The 19,627-nt window shown below is 56.7% G+C and carries 19 protein-coding genes; 5 read left to right on the forward strand and 14 right to left on the reverse strand.

Annotation, left to right across the window (positions count from 1 at the left end; genetic code table 11):
- Positions 1-6: 6 nt before the first annotated feature.
- The 14 genes from ABLO27_RS02555 to ABLO27_RS02620 form a co-directional block, all read right to left on the reverse strand.
- Entirely contained in the window at positions 7-2,592 is a 2,586-nt protein-coding gene (locus ABLO27_RS02555) for a DUF4132 domain-containing protein (protein ID WP_353030242.1), read from the reverse strand.
- Between the two features lie 86 nt (positions 2,593-2,678).
- Positions 2,679-3,152, reverse strand: coding sequence for a hypothetical protein (locus ABLO27_RS02560; protein ID WP_353030244.1), 474 nt, complete (start codon positions 3,150-3,152; stop codon positions 2,679-2,681).
- 75 nt (positions 3,153-3,227) lie between these two features.
- Positions 3,228-3,599, reverse strand: coding sequence for a VOC family protein (locus ABLO27_RS02565; protein WP_353030245.1), 372 nt, complete (start codon positions 3,597-3,599; stop codon positions 3,228-3,230).
- A 43-nt stretch (positions 3,600-3,642) separates the two neighbouring features.
- The gene (locus ABLO27_RS02570; RefSeq protein WP_353030247.1) at positions 3,643-4,257 is read right to left on the reverse strand and encodes an HAD family hydrolase; all 615 of its coding nucleotides are present in this window, start codon (positions 4,255-4,257) and stop codon (positions 3,643-3,645) included.
- Between the two features lie 67 nt (positions 4,258-4,324).
- On the reverse strand, positions 4,325-5,053 hold the full coding sequence (locus tag ABLO27_RS02575) for an SDR family NAD(P)-dependent oxidoreductase (RefSeq protein WP_353030248.1): 729 nt from the start codon (positions 5,051-5,053) through the stop codon (positions 4,325-4,327).
- 20 nt (positions 5,054-5,073) lie between these two features.
- A complete protein-coding gene (gene purF, locus ABLO27_RS02580) occupies positions 5,074-6,546 on the reverse strand; it encodes an amidophosphoribosyltransferase (RefSeq protein WP_353030249.1) in 1,473 nt (490 codons plus the stop codon).
- A 178-nt stretch (positions 6,547-6,724) separates the two neighbouring features.
- The gene (locus ABLO27_RS02585; RefSeq protein WP_353030250.1) at positions 6,725-7,339 is read right to left on the reverse strand and encodes a CvpA family protein; all 615 of its coding nucleotides are present in this window, start codon (positions 7,337-7,339) and stop codon (positions 6,725-6,727) included.
- Between the two features lie 72 nt (positions 7,340-7,411).
- Positions 7,412-8,806, reverse strand: a complete 1,395-nt coding sequence (gene radA, locus ABLO27_RS02590; protein ID WP_353030251.1) for a DNA repair protein RadA — start codon at positions 8,804-8,806, stop codon at positions 7,412-7,414.
- Positions 8,807-8,821: 15 nt separating this feature from the next.
- Positions 8,822-9,964 carry an alanine racemase gene (gene alr / locus ABLO27_RS02595; protein WP_353030252.1) on the reverse strand — a complete coding sequence of 381 codons (1,143 nt, stop codon included), beginning with the start codon at positions 9,962-9,964 and terminating at the stop codon, positions 8,822-8,824.
- Between the two features lie 170 nt (positions 9,965-10,134).
- On the reverse strand, positions 10,135-11,619 hold the full coding sequence (locus ABLO27_RS02600; protein ID WP_353030253.1) for a replicative DNA helicase: 1,485 nt from the start codon (positions 11,617-11,619) through the stop codon (positions 10,135-10,137).
- 365 nt (positions 11,620-11,984) lie between these two features.
- Entirely contained in the window at positions 11,985-12,587 is a 603-nt protein-coding gene (gene rplI, locus ABLO27_RS02605) for a 50S ribosomal protein L9 (protein WP_353030254.1), read from the reverse strand.
- 110 nt (positions 12,588-12,697) lie between these two features.
- Positions 12,698-12,946, reverse strand: coding sequence for a 30S ribosomal protein S18 (gene rpsR, locus ABLO27_RS02610; RefSeq protein ID WP_029066450.1), 249 nt, complete (start codon positions 12,944-12,946; stop codon positions 12,698-12,700).
- 5 nt (positions 12,947-12,951) lie between these two features.
- A complete protein-coding gene (gene rpsF, locus ABLO27_RS02615; protein WP_353030255.1) occupies positions 12,952-13,353 on the reverse strand; it encodes a 30S ribosomal protein S6 in 402 nt (133 codons plus the stop codon).
- Between the two features lie 349 nt (positions 13,354-13,702).
- Entirely contained in the window at positions 13,703-14,242 is a 540-nt protein-coding gene (locus ABLO27_RS02620) for a hypothetical protein (protein WP_353030256.1), read from the reverse strand.
- 514 nt (positions 14,243-14,756) lie between these two features.
- On the opposite strand from ABLO27_RS02620, the gene fabD reads away from it, so the two are divergent.
- The 5 genes from fabD to mltG all read left to right on the forward strand — a co-directional run bounded on the left by fabD (position 14,757) and on the right by mltG (position 19,595).
- Positions 14,757-15,701, forward strand: coding sequence for an ACP S-malonyltransferase (gene fabD / locus ABLO27_RS02625; protein ID WP_353030257.1), 945 nt, complete (start codon positions 14,757-14,759; stop codon positions 15,699-15,701).
- Between the two features lie 69 nt (positions 15,702-15,770).
- A complete protein-coding gene (gene fabG / locus ABLO27_RS02630; protein WP_352938535.1) occupies positions 15,771-16,508 on the forward strand; it encodes a 3-oxoacyl-[acyl-carrier-protein] reductase in 738 nt (245 codons plus the stop codon).
- A 246-nt stretch (positions 16,509-16,754) separates the two neighbouring features.
- On the forward strand, positions 16,755-16,988 hold the full coding sequence (locus tag ABLO27_RS02635) for an acyl carrier protein (protein ID WP_008194310.1): 234 nt from the start codon (positions 16,755-16,757) through the stop codon (positions 16,986-16,988).
- 88 nt (positions 16,989-17,076) lie between these two features.
- Entirely contained in the window at positions 17,077-18,342 is a 1,266-nt protein-coding gene (gene fabF, locus ABLO27_RS02640) for a beta-ketoacyl-ACP synthase II (protein WP_353030258.1), read from the forward strand.
- A 122-nt stretch (positions 18,343-18,464) separates the two neighbouring features.
- Positions 18,465-19,595, forward strand: coding sequence for an endolytic transglycosylase MltG (mltG, locus tag ABLO27_RS02645; RefSeq protein ID WP_353030259.1), 1,131 nt, complete (start codon positions 18,465-18,467; stop codon positions 19,593-19,595).
- The last annotated feature ends 32 nt before the right edge of the window (positions 19,596-19,627 follow it).

Here is a 19,627-nt window from a genome sequence, read left to right on the forward strand (position 1 = left end):
TGAGCATTACTGGCTCAGCTGACTGACGATATCAGGTGCCGTAATCTTGTCATCGGCTGCAAGCATGATCGCCTTCGACAGGATCACCGACAGTCTCGTATCACCTTCAAAGGGCAGCGGCACTTTGCTCCCTTTGCTCCCTTTGGTCTCTGGCGCCTTTATGATGCAGAGGAAACGGTTGCCGGGGTCCATCTGGATATTCGAAGACTTCAGGTGGATCCTGTAGGTGTTGAGTTTGCCCTGAACGTGGAGGAAGTTGCCCTCAACCTTGGCGACCTTGCCAATTTTCAAGCGGGGCAGCAGGCTTTCGAGAATGCGTTTGCGGGTTTCCGCAAACGAATCCAGATCCCCAAACGCAAATGAATCCCAGTATTCGCGTGCCTCCGGCGTCGGACCCTGATCGTACCACGCAGGATCGTTGCCAACGCTTGCAACGCCGACAAACAAATCCGCATCGCGCATGGTTTCTGAAAACAGCCTGGCAGGTACCCCTTCCAGCGGAACCGGTTCGCCTTCCGTACCGAAAAAGCGCAACTGGTCTGTCGCCACATAATTGAATATGCCGGCATCGTTCAAAAAATCTTCCGCGGACTCGTCCGCGTGCATCAGAAATTCTGCTTTCAACGGCGAAGTGGAAAAATCCCGTGTGGCGAATTGGGAGCGATCGGAATAAGTGAAACTGCCCAGGAGCTTGTAGGCCCAATGACGCTTCGCCATCAGGCTGGATAGCTGATGCTGTTTGACAATATGGGCCGCCATGCGGTTCGAATAGACGCTGGTTTCGCGCTCTGCATCTGTTAGGGAATAGACCTCCCGATGGGCCTGCTTGAACGGCTGGGTGATGCCAAGGACCTCCAGGCGCTTCTGCCAGGCTTCCCTGTCCACGATACCGTAGTCGACAGGATGCCATAGCCGTACCATCGTTCCAGATTCCGTCGAAACCTCTCGTCCGGTCACGTCCTGCCACGCGCCTTCATGATAAACGGCAGGAGTCGTCGTCGAGCCGGTCGTCAAGTCCCAGATGAGTTTGCCTGCCAGCACACCGACAAGTCCGTGGTGAAGGTAAAACTGCTCAATGTCTGCGAGTGGCCAACAGAGATCTTCCGCAAAGAGCCGGTCCATCAAATCTCTTTGGGCAGAATGCGACTTTCTCATCGCATCCAGATCGCCCTTCACAGTCTTGTAGAGCGCTTTCAGGTCGGCATCGCTTGTCACGGCACTCGGCTTGGATTTCTGCGGTGTGCCATCCGGCTTCAGCCAGGTTTGCGTCACCTCGCCAGGACCGGGCACTGATATGCGCAGGCTGTAATCCGCGAACGGAACGGTTTTGCTGCCCTCAACCAGTCCGAAATCGCCAAGTGAGCGTTCTCGCAATTGCAGAGGCGTGAGGCCGGCTTCGACTGCCTTGGCGGCGACGATATCCTCGATCTTCTTGCGCATGCTTTTTTGTTTAATGGCCGTGGTGAGCTGGGCCAGTCGTGTCGTCGCAACAGCTCCTTTTGCCTCGGCCAGATAAGAAAGGCAGGCATTTGCAATTGCCTGCGAGGCTGCGCCCGCGCCGGGTTGGGTTTTCATAGCTCTGACCGAAAGATCTGCAATCAGGTTCACCGTGGTCGGATCTTGCAGATCCGAACACATCCACACCAATCCCTTGATAAGGTTGCTATTGTCTTCGGTGAAGACCGGCTCGTCAGCGTCCTTTGCCTTGGCCTTCAATGCCAGATGCAGCCAGCGGCGCAGCAGTTCACCAAATTGATCAGTGCCTTTCTCTTCGAGCAGCTTACGGGTCGCGGTGTTGAATTTTTTGGTTGGTTTGCTTCCCTTCGCGCTCGTGGCATGGCGTATGAGCTGATTGCTGGTTGGGGCCTTGCTGCGGTCCGCGCTGCGCAAGTCGTTGAGCAGGTGAGGACCGAAATCGTCTATCCGGTTCAAGTACCAGTCACCAAGAAGGTTTCCTCGGAAGGGCAGCTCTTCTTCTCTGAGACCTGTGTTGGTGACAAGCAGCGTGGTTATGCGTTCTGCCACCGGCTCGAACTCAGGCCCGCGGTCGAGCTGATGTCGCTTGAAATAGTCTTCATCGCTGTCCTGAGCGAAATAGAGAATGTCCAGGAGCCATGACAGAGACCGGTCTGATGGTGCGTGGTTCTTCGAATGCCTGTTGACGATCCTGAAAATGCGCACGAAGGGCACGTCGCAGAGCATGAAATTGTCGTCGGTTTCTGCCGCTTCATTGTCTCTGTGCAGTTTGAAGATGTGGTAGGCCCAGCCGATCAGCTCGTCGATGGGGATGGGTTCATTGCACTTCAGCACCTCGGAAAAGAACAGTTCCTCGCGAAAATCATAATCCTCTGGTAGGTGCGCGAGTTTTTGTGCCGGATAGATGTCGCTTATCAGCCGTCCGTACAGGAACCTGGCAAAGGCGATGCGCGTGTCGGACGATGCTTTGGTGAAGTTCTCCCATGTTGCGCTTTGCTGGGGCGAGAGGGTCTGGTTTGGGTCTTTGCGCGCCGCCTCCATTTCAGACACGACCGTCTGCATGAGCGCATCGTAGTCGACATCAGTGAATTGGTTGTCGAATTCAGCATGAGGCATATTTGTTCTCTTGATTATGGTTGTCTCGGAGTAGTTGAAGGTCCGGCACTGGAAAACAGCACGGTTGAGCGATGGGAGGGCTGCATTCAGCCGCCAACCAGCGGAGTGAGTTGAACGAATGTCACAACGCTACCGGAATTCAGATGCACTTCTTCCTCCAGGTCCTCGACCTGGGTTTCATCAACAAGCAATAGGAAGCCGTTGGTCTCAAAGGACTCAAATGCGCGCTGGATCTGAAGGGTGACGGTTTCGTCGGAGATGTCCAGCAATGCCTGGAAATTCGCTTGCTCAGCCTCGCTCAAAGCGTCGAGCCCGAGCAGGCGAGACGCCATCTTGGCTGGCAGACGATTGTCGCATTCGGCGCGCACGCGTTCTGCGATCAGCTCTCGCGCCGTAACGATGGATGAAGAGAAGGGCAGGACAGCGTCAACCACGCCCGTCTGGGGCAGGTCTGCGTCCCTGAAGACAATTCTAAAATCTTTATCGGCCGTGCCGACCATGGGCGTAATGCCTTTGAGTTTTCTGGCGCCACCCTGCGCCTGAAACCCCCGACTGGCCAAGCATAAAACCCTGGTTGGAATTCGCAATGGTAATCATGGCAGGGCGCTTGTTTTCAGCAGAATTTTGGCGAACGATCAAACATGCTGATCGACCAAAATCGGGTTTCCATCCGGATCGATCAGCATGAAGCTCGCAGGACCGGTGGTTGTCTCATCTGCTTCTGAAACGAAGGTGTATCCCTTCGATTTCAGCTCTTTCTGCAAGGTTCGAATATCTTCAAAATCGTCAATCTTTTGCGCGCTTTGATCCCAGCCGGGATTGAAGGTCAGCATGTTCTTGTCGAACATACCTTGAAAAAGACCGATGACGGTGTCGCCGTTTTTCAGGATCGCCCAGCCATCGGACCCGCTGCCTCCCATATCGGAAAAGCCGAGTCCCTTGTAAAATTCTATCGATTTTTCAATGTCTTTGACCGTCAGGCTGACGGAAAATGCGCCGAGTTTCATGAAATGTCCTCCTGGCCGTCGAATGCGGGCCGACAAGAGGGTGTCAAAGACCAAGGTAAGGTGCAAGCTGATCGCGGCTTTCATCGGTGAAGTGAAACGTATCCCAGCCCAGGGCCTTGGCAGCTCTGGTGTTTGTTTCGCTGTCGTCGATCAGGAGAATGTTTTGAGGCGGCAGGCACAGCGCGTCACTCACGTGAACGAAGAACCCCGGGGCAGGCTTGGCCAATCCCATTCTTCCGGCCGCGAAGACCGCGCTGACCCGTTCGCCGTATCCTGCCTTGTGTTCGATATAACTGGCGCGGCGGTGTTCGTTGTTGGTGGCTATGACCTGGACAATACCCAGTTGGTTCAATCTGTCGAGGAGACTGCCAGTGAGCGGATCGGACAGATCGTCCTTGACGAACCAATAATCAAGGAGCGCATTTGCATCGATGTGGCTGTGGTTCAGATCCAGCCATGACTGGACATGCTCCAGAAGATCACGTTTTCCGGCAATCACGTCGATAAAACGGCTGTCGAACACGCCTTCCTGAAAGGCTCGGGCGGGAATACCAAGATCTTCTTCAATCGTATCTGACCAGACAAAGCGGCCATCTACGACGTTTCGATTGAGCACCCCGTCAAAGTCCCAGGCGATTGCCTTGATATCGCTGCGCATTTCCTTCGCCTCGTTCCGAATTGCTTGCTCCGCAATCCGGAATTGGCGATCCGAACGAATGCGGGCCCTAAAAAGTCATCCACTCCCGGCTGCAGCGGTCATAGAGCTTGCCGGTTTCCAGTACCTCCGGCTTGGTCAGCTCAATGAGATCGGCTGCAACAGTTCCAGGCGAAGGGAGGTTCTCAGCAACTTCTCCGGGCATCGCCTTTGCCCGCAATCCTGTGCGAGTCGGACCAGGATCCGCAAGGTTGATCTTCATCGAAGTTTGAAGGCTTTCCTGCGCCCAGGTTCTTGCCATGGCTTCGACGGCCGCTTTGCTGACCGATTGAAGGCCCCAGAAGGCCGTGCAGGTTTGCGCCTGAACGGAAGTAAGGAAGAGCGCGCGCCCGGCTTCGGATTGGCGCAACAGGGGATCCAGCGACCGGATCAGACGCCAATTCGCCGTTACGTTGACAGCCATGACTTTCTCGAAATCCTTCGGGCTGATGTGCCCAAGCGGCGACAGAACACCCAGCATGCCGGCGTTGCCCACCAGAATGTCGAGTTTCTTCCAGCGTTCGAATATGGCTGCGCCCAATCGATCCAGAGCATCGAAATCTGTCAGGTCGAGCGGAACAAGAGTGGTCTGGCCACCTGCCGCCGTGATCTCGTCATCCAGCTCCTCCAGACCGCCAACAGTGCGGGCGAGGGCGATGACATGTGCACCACGCTCACCGAGCTGTTTTGCGATCTGGTAGCCAATACCACGGGAGGCGCCGGTCACGAGCGCGACCCGGCCTTCAAAGTCTTTTTGCATCTTGGGTCTCTAAGAGCGCTTTAGCCGACCTCCACCAGACGCGGCGCGCTGACGAAATCCTGGTCTTCAGACAGGTCCGTCAGTGGCGTCGGATAGTCGCCGGTAAATCCATGATCGGTAAATTGCGGGTTTTCGTTGTCGCGGCCTTCATACCCCATGGATTTGTACATGCCATCCACGGACAGGAACGCCAGACTGTCGGCGCCGATGTAGGAGCGCATTTCCTCCAGGCTGTATTTCGCCGCAAGGAGCTTCTCACGCACAGGCGTGTCGATGCCGTAATAGTCGGAATACTTGATTGGTGGGCTCGCAAGGCGGAAGTGCACTTCCTTTGCACCGGCTTCGCGGATCATCTGCACGATCTTCACGGACGTGGTGCCACGCACAAGGCTGTCGTCCACCAGGACGACCCGCTTACCCTCGATCTGCGACCGGTTGGCCGAGTGTTTCATCTTGACGCCGAGCGCGCGGATCTGCTGCGTCGGTTCGATGAAGGTCCGTCCCACATAGTGGTTCCTGATGATGCCCAGCTCGAACGGAATGTCGCATTCCTGGCTGTATCCGATCGCGGCAGGTACACCGCTGTCGGGAACCGGAACGATAACGTCCGCATCGACATGGGTTTCACGGGCCAGCTGCTTGCCCATTTCGCGGCGCACGTCATAGACGCTGCGGCCACCCACGATGGAGTCGGGACGGGAGAAATATATGTATTCGAAGATACAGGGGCGAGCTGGCTGCTTGCCGAACGGGAAGTAGGACTGGATGCCCGTCGAGGTGCAGACGATGACTTCGCCGTTCTCTACTTCACGGATGAATTTCGCGCCAATGATGTCGAGTGCGCAAGTCTCGGAGGCGAGGATCGGGGCACCATTCAGATCTCCGAGAACCAGCGGACGAATACCGCGCGGATCGCGTGCACCGATCAGTTTCTTGGATGTCAGCGCAACCAGCGAGTAGGCGCCTTCCATTTGGGTGATGGCATCGATGAAACGGTCCACGATCTTGCCCTTGCGGGACCTGGCGACCAGCTGCAGGACAACTTCGGAGTCGGAAGTCGACTGACAGATCGCACCGTCGCGGATCAACTGGTGGCGCAAGGTGAGGGCGTTGGTGAAGTTGCCATTGTGGCATACGGCAATGCCACCGCCGTCCAGTTCGGCAAAAAGCGGCTGGACGTTCCGCAGGATGGTCTCGCCGGTCGTCGAATAGCGAACGTGGCCGACAGCAGCCCTGCCGGTCAGGCGGCCAATCGTATCTGCGTCCGAGAAGTGGTCACCAACCAGCCCCAGATGCCGCTCTGCGCGGAACTGGTCATTGTCGAACGTGACGATGCCTGCTGCTTCCTGGCCGCGGTGCTGCAAGGCATGCAGTCCGAGCGCGGTCAGCGCGCTGGCGTCCTCATGCCCCAGAATACCAAACACACCGCATTCTTCGCGCAGCGTGTCCGCGTCCCAATCAAACGGCTCATGCACCTCGGTTCCGCCAGCCATGGCGAACACTCCTTTTTCTGGCCGGTTGAGGCCGGCCCTGGTCTTGAGATCAACCTGCCTACCTGCGGAAGCGCGTGCAAACAGAAGTGTTGATCGATCTAAGATGTAAGAACATCGTCATCGCCGACATCTGGCCGACGGATGCTCAGGATTCAAGGGGCTGCGCCAATGACTGGCGTCAGTTGTTATCGGACGTCAGCTGCTCCAGGCCCTGACGCTCGGAATCGCTGTATGTCGGCTCTTCTGCCGGTGCGCTTGCGCTGCTGCCACCTGTAAGGTTGTTGTCGCGGATCCTGTCGAGAATGGCCTTTTCCGGATCTTCCGGCAGCACTGCAACCAATCGCTCACCTATAGATAGCAGGATTGGCCTGGATTTGGCATTCAAAACCCATTGAGGCTGCTGTTCCGGCTGCACAAACCAATTGAAGAACATCATCGCCACAACAACCAGAAGCAAGCCGCGCACCGCGCCGAAGACGAAACCAAGCGTCCGGTCCAGCGCTCCGATCCGGCTGTCCAGCACGAAATCGGAAATTCTCATGGTAATGTAGCTGACGATGACCAGGGTGACCAGAAAAACGGCCGCGGCCGAAGCGCCCATGGCGACAAGGTCGTGTGAGATATATTGCTTGGCGTAGGGAAGAACGCGCTCATAGAGCAAAAAGGCTGCGGCGGCAGCTGCAACCCAGGAAACGATGGAAAGGACTTCCCGGACAAACCCTCGGATCATTGCAAGGATTGCCGAAATGAACATAATGGCCAAGAGCAGTCCGTCCAGCAGCGTAATCGGCATGTTCTTGAAAAATCCTCTGTCTGGCGCTCAAAAGCGCTGAAATCTTTAGTTCGAACCCAGGCGCATCTTGCTTCAAGCACCCCCTGAAGCACCAGCCTGCGCCGAGAGTTTGGCAACAAAGTCCCCAAGTTCCGGCAGTCCGGTAGCCTTGAATGTCGATGCGGCGCCGTCCTTGAGATTTCCTTCCGGACAATATGCCTGATCGAATCCGAGTTTCTCCGCTTCTTTCAGCCTGGACTGGGCCTGAGCAACTGGCCGGATGGCCCCGGACAGGCTGACCTCGCCGAAATAGACGCAATTTGCCGGAAGGGCAAGCCCGCTGAGCGATGAGATCAGGGCGGCGGCAACCGCCAGATCCGCTCCCGGTTCATTGATTTTCAGTCCGCCTGCCACATTCAGGTAGACATCGTGCTGAGAGAAGCGCACTCCACAACGCGCTTCAAGCACTGCAAGTATCATCGACAGGCGCGCGCTGTCCCAGCCGATCACGGCTCTGCGCGGTGTTCCAAGCGAAGACTGGGCGACAAGAGCCTGGATTTCGATGAGCAGCGGACGGGAGCCCTCAAGCCCCGCAAAAACAGCAGCCCCTGGTGCCGATGTCGTCCTGTCACCGAGAAAGAGAGCAGAGGGGTTGGCGACCTCCACAAGCCCTTTGCCGGTCATCTCGAAGACGCCGATCTCGTCGGTCGCGCCGAAACGGTTTTTGACCGAACGCAGGATCCGGTACTGGTGCGCGCCGTCCCCTTCGAAATAGAGCACGGCGTCCACCATATGTTCGACCACCCGCGGACCGGCAATCTGGCCATCCTTGGTCACATGGCCGACGAGCACGAGCGTGGTGCCGTTCTTCTTGGCATAGCGCACCATCGCCTGGGCGGAGGCGCGTACCTGCGTGACCGTGCCAGGAGGTGAGTCCACCTGGTCGGTCCAGAGCGTCTGAACCGAATCCAGGATCAGCATCGCCGGAGCCTTGTCCGATTCCAGTGTCGCCAGAATGTCTTCCACACTGGTCTCGGCAGCAAGAGCAACTGGGGCGTCCGCCAGTCCGAGCCTTTCGGCACGCAAGCGAACCTGACCTATGGCTTCCTCGCCGGAAATGTAGACAGTCTTGTGGCCGAGATGGGCTAGTTGCGCAGCGGCCTGAATGAGCAGCGTGGATTTGCCGATGCCGGGGTCACCGCCGACAAGAAGCGCGGAGCCGCGCACGAAACCGCCACCTGTAACGCGGTCGAGTTCCGCAACATTGGTCTGGATGCGGGGCGCTTCCTTGGTGTCGCCGGACAGCCCGACGAGAGGAACGACGCGGCCCTTGCTGCGGCTCGCGCGGCCCGGACCGCCACCGATCCCGCCTCCGGTCTGTTCTTCAACGATCGTATTCCACTCGCCACAGGACTCGCACCGTCCAACCCATTTGGCTGTGATTGCGCCACAAGACTGGCAGACAAAGGAAGTGGACCGCCGCGCCATGGAATACTGCTCCGATCAGATAAGAGGGCCGTAGACGCGCTCAAAGCGCTGACCGAGACTTGTCAGGTACTCGTAATCGATGGTTTCGGCATAAGCTGCTATATCGGCAGCCGCAACATTCGGTCCCAACATTTCCACAAACGCGCCGCGTTGAAGCAGTTCTTCAGGAACATCCGTGACGTCGAGCGTGATCATGTCCATCGATATGCGCCCGAGTATCGGAGCCTTGTGGCCTCCGATGATACCGAATCCGCCTGCGCGTTCGTCCGTTGAGCTGGCCCGGCGCAAAAGCCCGTCCGCATATCCGGCGGCGACGACCGCGTTCCTGAGCGGTCTATTCGCGGTTTGTCTTGCTCCGTAGCCGATGGTGTCGCCCTGAGGAACATCGCGCACGATCATGATGCGGGCTTCAACCTTTGCAACGGGCTTCATCGGATTGGGTTTGGTCTCGATCGCCTGCCCGCCATAAAGCGCGATGCCGGGCCGCACCAGATCGAAATGGTATTCCGGTCCCATCAAAACACCTGCCGAGTTGGCAAATGACCTTGGAAATTCGGAACAGGGAGCGGTGAGTTCTTGGAAGAGATCCAGCTGTTTCCGGTTCATCGGATGCTCTGGTGTCGACCCGCACGCAAGGTGGCTCATGACCAGAGACGGCTTGAACGGACCCATGAGATCCGGGTTGCTTATCGTGGCGGCAAACTCCGCAGGTGACAGCCCAAGCCGGTGGATGCCGGTATCGACATGAACGGCTGCATCAAGAGACTTGCCGGTTGACTTGCAGATCTCTGCCCATTCAAGAAGTTCTTCCAGAGAACCAAGGACGGGGCGGATATCGCTGTTTATGAAATGGTCGGCCGTTCCGGGAAACAATCCATCAAGCGCGTAAATGACGGCCTGCGGAAGAGTTTTGCGCAGCTCGAGCGCTTCAGTTGGAACAGCGACGAAAAACGTTTTGCAACCCGCATCGAAGAGGGCCTGTCCGGCCTTCTCCTGGCCAGTGCCATAGGCATCGGCCTTGAGCGCTGCTGCACACTCCGTCTCACGTCCCAGCTTGTTGTTCAGAAACGCCCAGTTGTCCGCAATTGCGCCAAGGTCAATGGTCAGACGGCCACCATAAAGATCTGATGGGTGCGGATTTCTAAACGAGGATGACACGATCTGTGTGATGCTCCGGTCTGAAACGTGTATTTCAGGATTCGACGCGGAGCTTATCGCATCGCGCCAGGCCTCTGCCAATCCCAAGTACGAACGCGGCCGCGACCATTGGGCGCGCAACCGGTTTTTGACTGTATATTGCGGTCAGCATTGTTTGGGTAGGCGAAAGTCTACTCGTACCGTTCAGGCAGGTGATCGTCTTCGGCAAGATCGGAGAAGCGGGTGTACTGGCCTTCGAAGTGAAGGTTGGCGGTACCTGTCGGACCGTGGCGCTGTTTGGCGATAATCACTTCAGCCTTGCCCTTTGCAGCTTCGTGCTTTGCTTCCCAGGCTGCATACTCTGGCGATCCGATTTCAGGCTCGGTTTTGGATAGGTAGTACTCTTCGCGATAAACGAACAGGATCACGTCGGCGTCCTGCTCGATCGAGCCGGATTCACGCAGGTCCGACATCATCGGGCGTTTGTCGTCACGCGATTCCACCTGACGCGAAAGCTGTGACAAGGCGATGATCGGAACCATGAGTTCTTTCGCGAGCGCCTTCAAACCGGTCGTAATCTCGGTGATTTCCTGCACGCGGTTGCCGGAATTCTTGGCCGAGCCGGACAGCAGCTGAATATAGTCGACTACCAGCAGGTCAAGACCACGCTGACGCTTCAAGCGGCGGGCCTTGGCAACCAGGGACGCAATGGAAATACCACCTGTCTGATCCACATGGAGCGGTGTCGATTGCATGAGCTGCGCACACGCCGCAAGCTTTTCAAATTCGGCTTCGGAGATGTCACCGCGCCTGATCTTGGAAGAGGAAATCTCTGCCTGCTCGGAAATAATACGGGTAGCGAGCTGTTCTGCTGACATTTCAAGCGAGAAAAATCCGACGACCCCGCCGTTCATGGTCTTGATTGACCCGTCCGGCTGTTCTTCGGATTTGTAGGCTTGCGCAATATTATAGGCAATGTTGGTGGCAAGCGATGTCTTGCCCATTGCCGGTCGTCCCGCGAGCACGATCAAGTCGGAGTGCTGCAGGCCACCCATGAGCCGGTCGAGATCACGAAGGCCCGTGGATATTCCGGACAGAGCGCCTTCGCGGTTCCATGCCGCATGCGCCATTTCGATTGTTTCGCTCAGGGCATCGCCGAACGACACAAAACCGCCTTCGCTGCGGCCGGTTTCCGCAAGTTCGAACAGGCGGCGTTCCGCATCATCGATCTGCTGGGTCGGCGGAACGTCAATCGGAGCGTCAAAGGCGATGTTGACCATGTCTTCGCCGATGCGGATCAGGTTGCGGCGAATGGCCAGGTCGTAGATTGTGCGGCCATAGTCTTCGGCGTTGATGATCGAAGCCGCATCCCCCGCAAGACGCAGCAGGAACTGGGTTGCTGAAAGATCCGCAATTTTCGCATCTGCCGGATAGAAGGTCTTGAGCGTGATCGGGGAGGCGGTTTTGCCGGCCCGGATCAGGTGGCTGATCTTCTCGTAGATGTCCTGATGCGGCGGCACAAAGAAATGATGCGGCTCGAGAAAGTCGGAAACCCGATAGAAGGTCTCGTTGTTCACCAGAATTGCGCCCAACAGCTGCCGTTCAGCCTCCGCATTGTGCGGAGCCAGGCGCTGGACGTCCTCTTCCGTTTCGACCTTCTGCAAAGTGCCCTTCATATCTTCCCCCGATGACCCAAGTTCATTCGGAATACTCCCAGTTGAGGGAGGGCTCAAGGATCAAAACCGGCAGAATTCGATTCCCACCGTCAATCACAGATCAGCGGGGAAAGAATCGAATCTCGCTTGACTCAAAAGCCGTTTGGAGACTCAGGGGGATAGCTCTTAGTTATTGAAAACAAATATTTTTTTGTAAAGATTAATGGGCAGTTAACGAAATGGCAAGCTGAATCAAGGCCTTGCTGTAAGCTCTGAACACTCAGCTTGAAGCCCATGCGGGTGACCGGGAAGCAAGAAGCCGGCAAAAGAAAAACGGCGCTGCAAGCAGCGCCGTTCGATTCGAACCTGTGAAGGATTGAAAGCCCTTAGGCTTCTTCTTCGGCCGGAGCTTCTTCGGAAGCCTCAGCACCTTCTTCGGTGCCTTCTTCGTCTTCACCTTCAGCTTCGTCGTCTTCTTCGAATTCGAAGACATCCTGTTCCGGAGCGGTGAGGTCTTCACCGGCTGCCTGACGAACGGCTTCGTCTTCAGAACGAGCGACGTTGACGGAGATGGAAACTTCGACTTCCGGGTGCAGCTGGATCAGAACGCTGTGCAGGCCGATCGTCTTGATCGGAGTGCGCAGTTCAACCTGGCCACGGGAAACGGTGAAGCCTGCTGCCGTCAGACCTTCCGCGATGTCACGGGTGGAGACGGAACCGTAGAGCTGACCGGTTTCACCAGCGGAGCGGATCATGACCAGAGCTTCGCCGTCGAGCTTGGATGCGACAGCTTCAGCTTCGCTCTTGCGCTCCAGGTTGCGTGCCTCGAGCTGAGCGCGTTCACGCTCGAAACGCTCCAGATTTGCCTTGTTGGCGCGCAATGCCTTGCCTTGCGGCAGCAGGAAGTTACGGGCATAGCCGTCACGTACTTTGACGGTGTCGCCCATCTGGCCGAGTCTGGCGATACGCTCAAGAAGGATAACTTGCATTATATTTCTCCTACTGTCCCACCAATCGGTGGTTAGAGACCGTATGTCCGCGGTCCCAATACGGATCTCCCGGGCGGACCCGGGAGAAGGGCTCTCTTGAAGAGAGTTGCTTAGCTGATCACGAACGGCAGCAGGCCGAGCAGACGGGCACGCTTGATGGCGCGGGCCAGCTCACGCTGCTTCTTCGCGGAAACCGCGGTGATGCGGCTCGGTACGATCTTGCCGCGCTCGGAGATGTAGCGCTGCAGCAGACGGATGTCCTTGTAGTCGATCTTCGGTGCGTTGGAACCGGAGAACGGGCAGGTCTTCCGGCGACGGAAGAACGGACGACGGCTCGGAAGCTGTGCAATATCAACCATTATTCTTACTCCCCTTCAGCCCGACGCGGAGGACGACCGCCACCCGGGCGTTCGCCACGTCCACCGCCACGGCGGTCGTCACGGTCACGCTTCTGCATCATTGCGGACTGTTCTTCGTCCAGCTCGTCAACGCGGAAGGTCATGAAGCGCAGAACGTCTTCGTTCAGGCCCATCTGACGTTCCATCTCGGCAACAGCTGCATGCGGTGCGTCGATGTTCATCAGAGTGTAGTGAGCCTTGCGGTTCTTCTTGATGCGGTATGCAAGGGTACGCAGTCCCCAGCTTTCCACTTTGCCGACAGAACCACCAGCGCCTTCGATGAGGCCCTTGAACTGTTCGACGAGTTGTTCGACCTGCTGGGTCGAAACGTCCTGGCGAGCCAGGAATACGTGCTCGTAAAGAGGCATGGAAACAAGCCTTTCTTCGGGTTAACAACACGGGCGCCGGCGCAAAGCCTCCTCGTAGCCCCGGAAAGGCACGAGAATTCTAACGAGAGCGGGAACACGGGAAGTCGGATCCTTTTTAGTTGATCCTGGCAAATGCCCTTCCGTTCAGCCCCCGGCCAAATCCCGGATGAAGCGCGCTCTATACTCTCTTTTGCAGGAAAAGCAAGCCTCAACCTGCCGTGTGCATGCTCAAATTGGAAAGTAACTCTTCGAGCACGTGATGAGATTGCAGATTACCACGGCATAAACTCTCCCTGTACGCTGCAGTTTTCTTGTTGAAAACAGGCGTCGGTAGGGGCAATTTTCAAGACTAGTTGCTGGCTCTCTTCCAGCGTTGAACTCCCGCTAGGCCGGCGAATGCCGAAATCAGAAGCAAACCTCCTGACGGAAGAGGAATAGGGGTGAATTTGAGGCCGAAGTCTCCCGACGTGGTTGAAACACCGTGGGGAGTATTGCCCAACACACCCTCAGCTTCGCCAAATGCAGAATAGTAGAACAAAGCCAACGTGCAGCAAGTAACGGCAGGACTTTGGGAAACGGTTCCTAGTGAAACAAAGTCAGCAAACGTAACTTCGCCGTTTTCAACCCTCCATACGTTTATGTTGGGGTTTCCTACAAATTCGCCAATACCGAAACCGTTCTCATTGCTGATGATTTCCACGCTTGTCGCGCTTGAAGTGCCCTCCTGCAGTCCTCGGACTATCCCAGAGACCAAGTTGCCGCCATATAAGTCGCTGTTTGTGAAAGAGAATCTAAAGTCCATGGTTGCTGCCGTCGCCGAATTGATTGCGACGATAAGCGAGGCCGCCAGCGTAGCTGTTTGTAGTATCTTTCGTTTCGAAGTTTTCATGGGCCTGACCGCAAATGACAATGTAAGAATTGACGAGAAATATTTTTGTGCGCGCATTGCGTCAATGTGAAAACTATTGGTTGAGCAGTGTCGGCGTTACCGTTTCCACACTTTTCTTGATTGCCTCAACATTGCGGTACAAGGAAGCCTTGGAGGTGAAACTGATGGCTTCTCTTCCCGGAGTATGACACTACAGATGCCGGCTAGAGTCGAAGAGATGTTCTCCGTGATGTCGTGTTTGGAAAGGGGAAGACATCTGGCTTAACGGGCCAGTCGAGCGATGCTTCCAGCCTGTAATCAATATTCAAGAAGAATTGGATACGTCAAAAAAGATCTCGATTTTGGGAAATGTTTGACTGCTGGGCCTTGACAGTACGGTCAAAGGCGTATCATAGCCTCGCGCCAAGTTCGATCTTCAATCCCTGTCGGGGTTGAAACACCGCTTTCTCAAAAAGTCGAGGGCCTGCCGCCAGATGCGCGCGGCCTGCGCACGTGTCACGGAGGCGTTTTCCAGATGACTATAGCATTCACATTTCCAGGCCAGGGCAGCCAGAGCGTTGGGATGGGCAAGGTTCTTGCCGATGCATTCCCTGAAGCAAAGGCCGTCTTCGATGAAGTGGATGAGGCTCTGGGTCAAAAGCTCTCCGACGTCATGTGGAACGGTCCGGAAGACACCCTCACGCTGACTGCAAATGCGCAACCGGCGCTGATGGCCGTCAGCCTCGCGACCATGCGCGTCCTGGAAGCAAAAGGTCTGGATCTCAAATCAAGCGCTTCTTTTGTCGCCGGTCATTCGCTCGGTGAGTATTCTGCGCTTGCAGCAGCGGGCAGCCTTAAAATTGCGACCGCCGCACGCCTTCTGCGGGTACGCGGTGATGCCATGCAGAATGCGGTTCCTGTCGGTCAGGGCGCTATGGCTGCTCTTCTGGGGCTTGATTTTGACGTTGTCGCCGAAATTGCGCAGGAAGCGGCTCAGGGCGAAGTCTGTCAGGCTGCAAACGACAACGCACCGGGACAGGTTGTCGTATCCGGGCACCTCGCTGCCGTTGAGCGCGCCGTTGAAATTGCCAAGGCTAAAGGCGCGCGCCGCGCCGTGATGCTGCCGGTCAGCGCACCATTCCACTGTTCGCTCATGGCACCTGCTGCAGACGCAATGGCAGAGGCTCTTGCAAATGCGGAGATCACGGAACCTGTCGTCCCGCTTGTTGCCAACGTTCTGGCAGCTCCAATCTCGGACCCGGCTGAAATTCGCGACCGTCTGGTTGAGCAGGTGACGGGAACCGTGCGTTGGCGCGAAAGCATCTCCTGGCTTGCCGGCAATGGCGTCGACACCTTTGTTGAAGTCGGAACCGGCAAGGTTCTCACCGGGATGGTGAAGCGCATCAGCAAGGAGTCTGTGGGTCTCGCGGTGAATACCCCGGAAGACATTGACGCTCTTCTTGAAAAGATTTCCGGATAACGCACCTTATAGCCAGCAATTGTTCACAGCCCTGGCAAAGGGCGGAATATAACGAGGGAAGGACCCCAGATGTTCAGCTTGGAAGGGAAAAACGCACTCGTCACCGGCGCGACCGGCGGTATCGGCGAGGCGATCGCCCGCGCGCTGCATGCGCAGGGCGCGACGGTATCTCTGTCTGGCACGCGGGCTGAAAAACTGGAGGCGCTTGCGGCGGATCTCGGCGAGCGGGCATTTGTCACTCCTGCCAATCTGTCCGACCGTGAAGCGGTCAACGCGCTGCTTCCTGCCGCTGAAGAGAAAATGGGATCGGTCGATATCCTGGTGAACAACGCCGGGATCACCCGCGACAACATCTTCATGCGCATGAAGGATGAAGAGTGGGATCAGGTGCTTGAAGTCAATCTGACGTCGGGCTTCCATCTCTGCCGCGCTGCGATCAAGGGCATGATGAAGAGGCGTTCCGGCCGTATCATCGGCATCACGTCCGTGGTCGGCGTTACGGGGAACCCGGGCCAGGTCAACTATGCCGCGGCCAAAGCGGGCATGATCGGCATGTACAAGTCGCTTGCCAGAGAAGTTGCCAGCCGCAACATTACTGTCAACACCATCGCTCCAGGCTTCATTGAAACAGCCATGACCGATGCACTGAATGACAAGCAAAAAGAATCAATTTTGACGAGCGTTCCGGCAGGGCGTTTGGGCACTTCTGCCGAGATCGCTTCCGCCGCGCTTTATCTTGCAAGCGACGAAGCGGCCTACGTGACCGGGCAGACACTGCACGTCAACGGCGGCATGGCTATGATTTAAAAGAGAGTTTCGCCGAGTAGGCGAAAAGAATCCGGGCTGTTCGGAAGCGGTCTGGACCGGCTGGTAATGGTCAACAAAGTGTGTTACCAACCCGCCGATTGTTACGAATTGTGCAGCTGGGTCCGAATGTAAGGCTGGGTGCACTGCGACATCTTGAAGACAGCGATTTCGCACCGCCGCTTGTTAGCAATCCGGTCTGGGGCAGTTTCGCGAGAGATGAATAGACGAAAACTAAGGAAGTGAAAGATGAGCGATATCGCGGATCGGGTAAAGAAAATCGTCGTTGAACACCTCGGTGTCGATGCAGAGAAGGTTGTGGAAGGCGCAAGCTTCATCGACGATCTGGGTGCAGACAGCCTCGACACCGTTGAGCTGGTCATGGCATTTGAAGAAGAATTCGGCGTAGAAATCCCGGATACCGCAGCTGAAACCATCCTGACTGTTGGCGATGCTGTTAAATTCCTGGAAGCCAACAAGTAAGGTCGGTAACGTCCTTATCGGAATTTTTTGATGTTCGGGCCGGCGGGGTAGTTTCTCCGCCTGGCCCTTCAAACGTAAGTGCGGGTGTATGAGGCGAGTTGTCGTAACTGGGCTAGGCATGGTGTCACCACTTGGTGGTAGCGCTGATGTCTCTTGGAAGAAGATCCTCGAAGGAAAGAGCGGGGCCAACAAGGTCACGAATTTCAAAGTTGACGATCTGGCCTGCCAGATCGCCTGTCAGATCCCGCGCGATTCCGCTGAAGAAGGAGCGTTCAATCCGGACGACTGGATGGACGTGAAAGAGCAGCGCAAGGTCGATGATTTCATCGTCTATGCGATGGCCGCAGCCGATCAGGCTATGGCCGACTCTGGCTACAAGGCGGAAACATACGAACAGCAGACCCGCTCCGGCGTGCTGATCGGCTCCGGTATCGGTGGCCTGCAGGGCATCGAACAGGGGGCGCATCTGCTGGCCGAAAAGGGACCGCGGCGCATCAGCCCGTTCTTCATTCCAGGCCGCCTGATCAACCTGGCTGGTGGCTACGTTTCCATCCGTCACGGGTTGAAGGGGCCGAACCACGCTGTCGTGACGGCGTGTTCGACTGGCGCCCACGCCATTGGTGACGCTTCCCGGCTGATTGCATTCGGTGATGCCGATGTCATGGTTGCTGGTGGCGCTGAATCGCCGGTGTGCCGCCTGGCTCTGGCCGGATTTGCTGCCTGCCGCGCATTGTCCACAGGATTCAACGATGCACCGGAAAAAGGATCGCGTCCCTATGACGAAGCCCGCGATGGCTTTGTGATGGGTGAGGGCGCCGGTGTCGTCGTTCTTGAAGAATATGAGCATGCGGTTCGCCGCGGCGCAAAAATTTACGCTGAAGTGATCGGCTACGGCCTGTCTGGCGACGCTTTCCATATCACTGCTCCTTCTTCGGACGGTGACGGCGCTTACCGTTGCATGGAAGCTGCCCTGAAGCGGGCAAACATCACTCCGGCAGATATTGACTATGTCAACGCTCACGGCACCTCGACACCTCTCGGTGATGAGATTGAGCTGGGAGCGGTGACGAGACTGGCAGGTGAACATGCGTCCAAGCTGACCATGTCTTCCACCAAGTCTTCTATCGGCCATCTGCTGGGTGCAGCAGGAGCTGTTGAAGCGATCTTCTCCGTATTGGCAATTCGGGACAGCATGGCGCCGCCGACAATCAATCTCGACAATCCTTCCGTCGAGACCGAGATCGACCTGGTTCCGCACAAACCGAAGAGCATGGACATCAATGTTGCACTGTCCAACTCCTTTGGTTTCGGGGGCACCAACGCGTCGCTCGTCTTCCGCAAAGTTGCCGCATAACCCATTCAAGTTCTCTCAAGCCGGGCACGATTCTCTCCCGGCTTGAGACTTTGATTGTGACAACTTGCCCGCTTGAGCCAGGCGACTGATGCCGGGGCTCATTCTTGGAGGTGCGACCCAATATGCGCATTAAGCCCAAAAGCCCGCGTGAAGCCTTGCAGCCTGAGCCGGCGCCTGCACCGCCACAAAGATCCCGCCATGTCCGCAATCCGCTGGTCATTCTGATCAACATGGTCATTACGCTGGCCGTCTTCGGACTGGCCGCACTTGGCGCAGCGCTTTACTTCGGCAAACAGAAGTTTGAGGAAGCCGGTCCGCTTCAGCAAGAGGCAACCGTGGTCATTTCCTCAGGGGCTGGCTTGTCCGGCATCACCGACCGGCTCGCGGGCAAGGGCGTCATCAACGACAGCATGTTTGACGAATGGGTCTTCAATCTGGGCATTCGTTTCTACAAGAATGCGACCAGGCTGAAGGCCGGAGAATATGCCTTTGCTCCCGGCGTCTCCATGCAAGAGATCATGACAGACCTTGTCGAAGGCAAAGCAGTTACCCATTCGGTCACGATCCCTGAAGGCTGGACGACAGCACAAATCATCGAAAGAGTGCGGGAGCACCCGATTTTGGTCGGTGAAATCACGGAAGTGCCGGTGGAAGGTGCCCTGTTGCCTGAGACCTACACATTTGCCCGTGGTACGAGCCGCCAGGAAGTTCTCGACCAGATGAAGAGCGCGCAGGAGAAACTGCTGTCGGAAATCTGGGAGCGCCGCACGGAAGGCCTGCCGGTTGGCTCGCCGGAAGAGCTCGTGGTCCTGGCATCGATCGTTGAAAAGGAAACCGCACTTGCAGACGAGCGTCCGCGGGTCGCAGGAGTTTTCGTCAACCGGTTGAACAAGAACATGCGCCTCCAGTCCGACCCGACCATTCTTTATGGCCTTTACGGCGGAGAAGCCTGGTTGAAGGACCGTTCTGCGATCAAACAGTCAGAGCTGAAGGCTGAGAACAAATACAACACCTACCAGATTGATGGTTTGCCGCCCGGTCCGATTGGCAATCCGGGACGCGCTGCCATGGAGGCCGTCGCCAATCCCTCGCGAACACAGGACCTGTTCTTCGTCGCTGACGGGACCGGCGGTCATATCTTTGCTGAAACATACGAGCAGCATCAGGAAAACGTTCGCAAGTGGCGCCGCATTGAGCGGGAGCGTCGCGAAGCGGAGAAAAACCAGGAAGCGAAGCCGACCACATCAAACTGATTTGTTTCTGGCGCGCGGCGCAGGCAGATCAG

Source organism: Roseibium sp. SCP15 (assembly GCF_040329435.1).
GTDB lineage: Bacteria > Pseudomonadota > Alphaproteobacteria > Rhizobiales > Stappiaceae > Roseibium.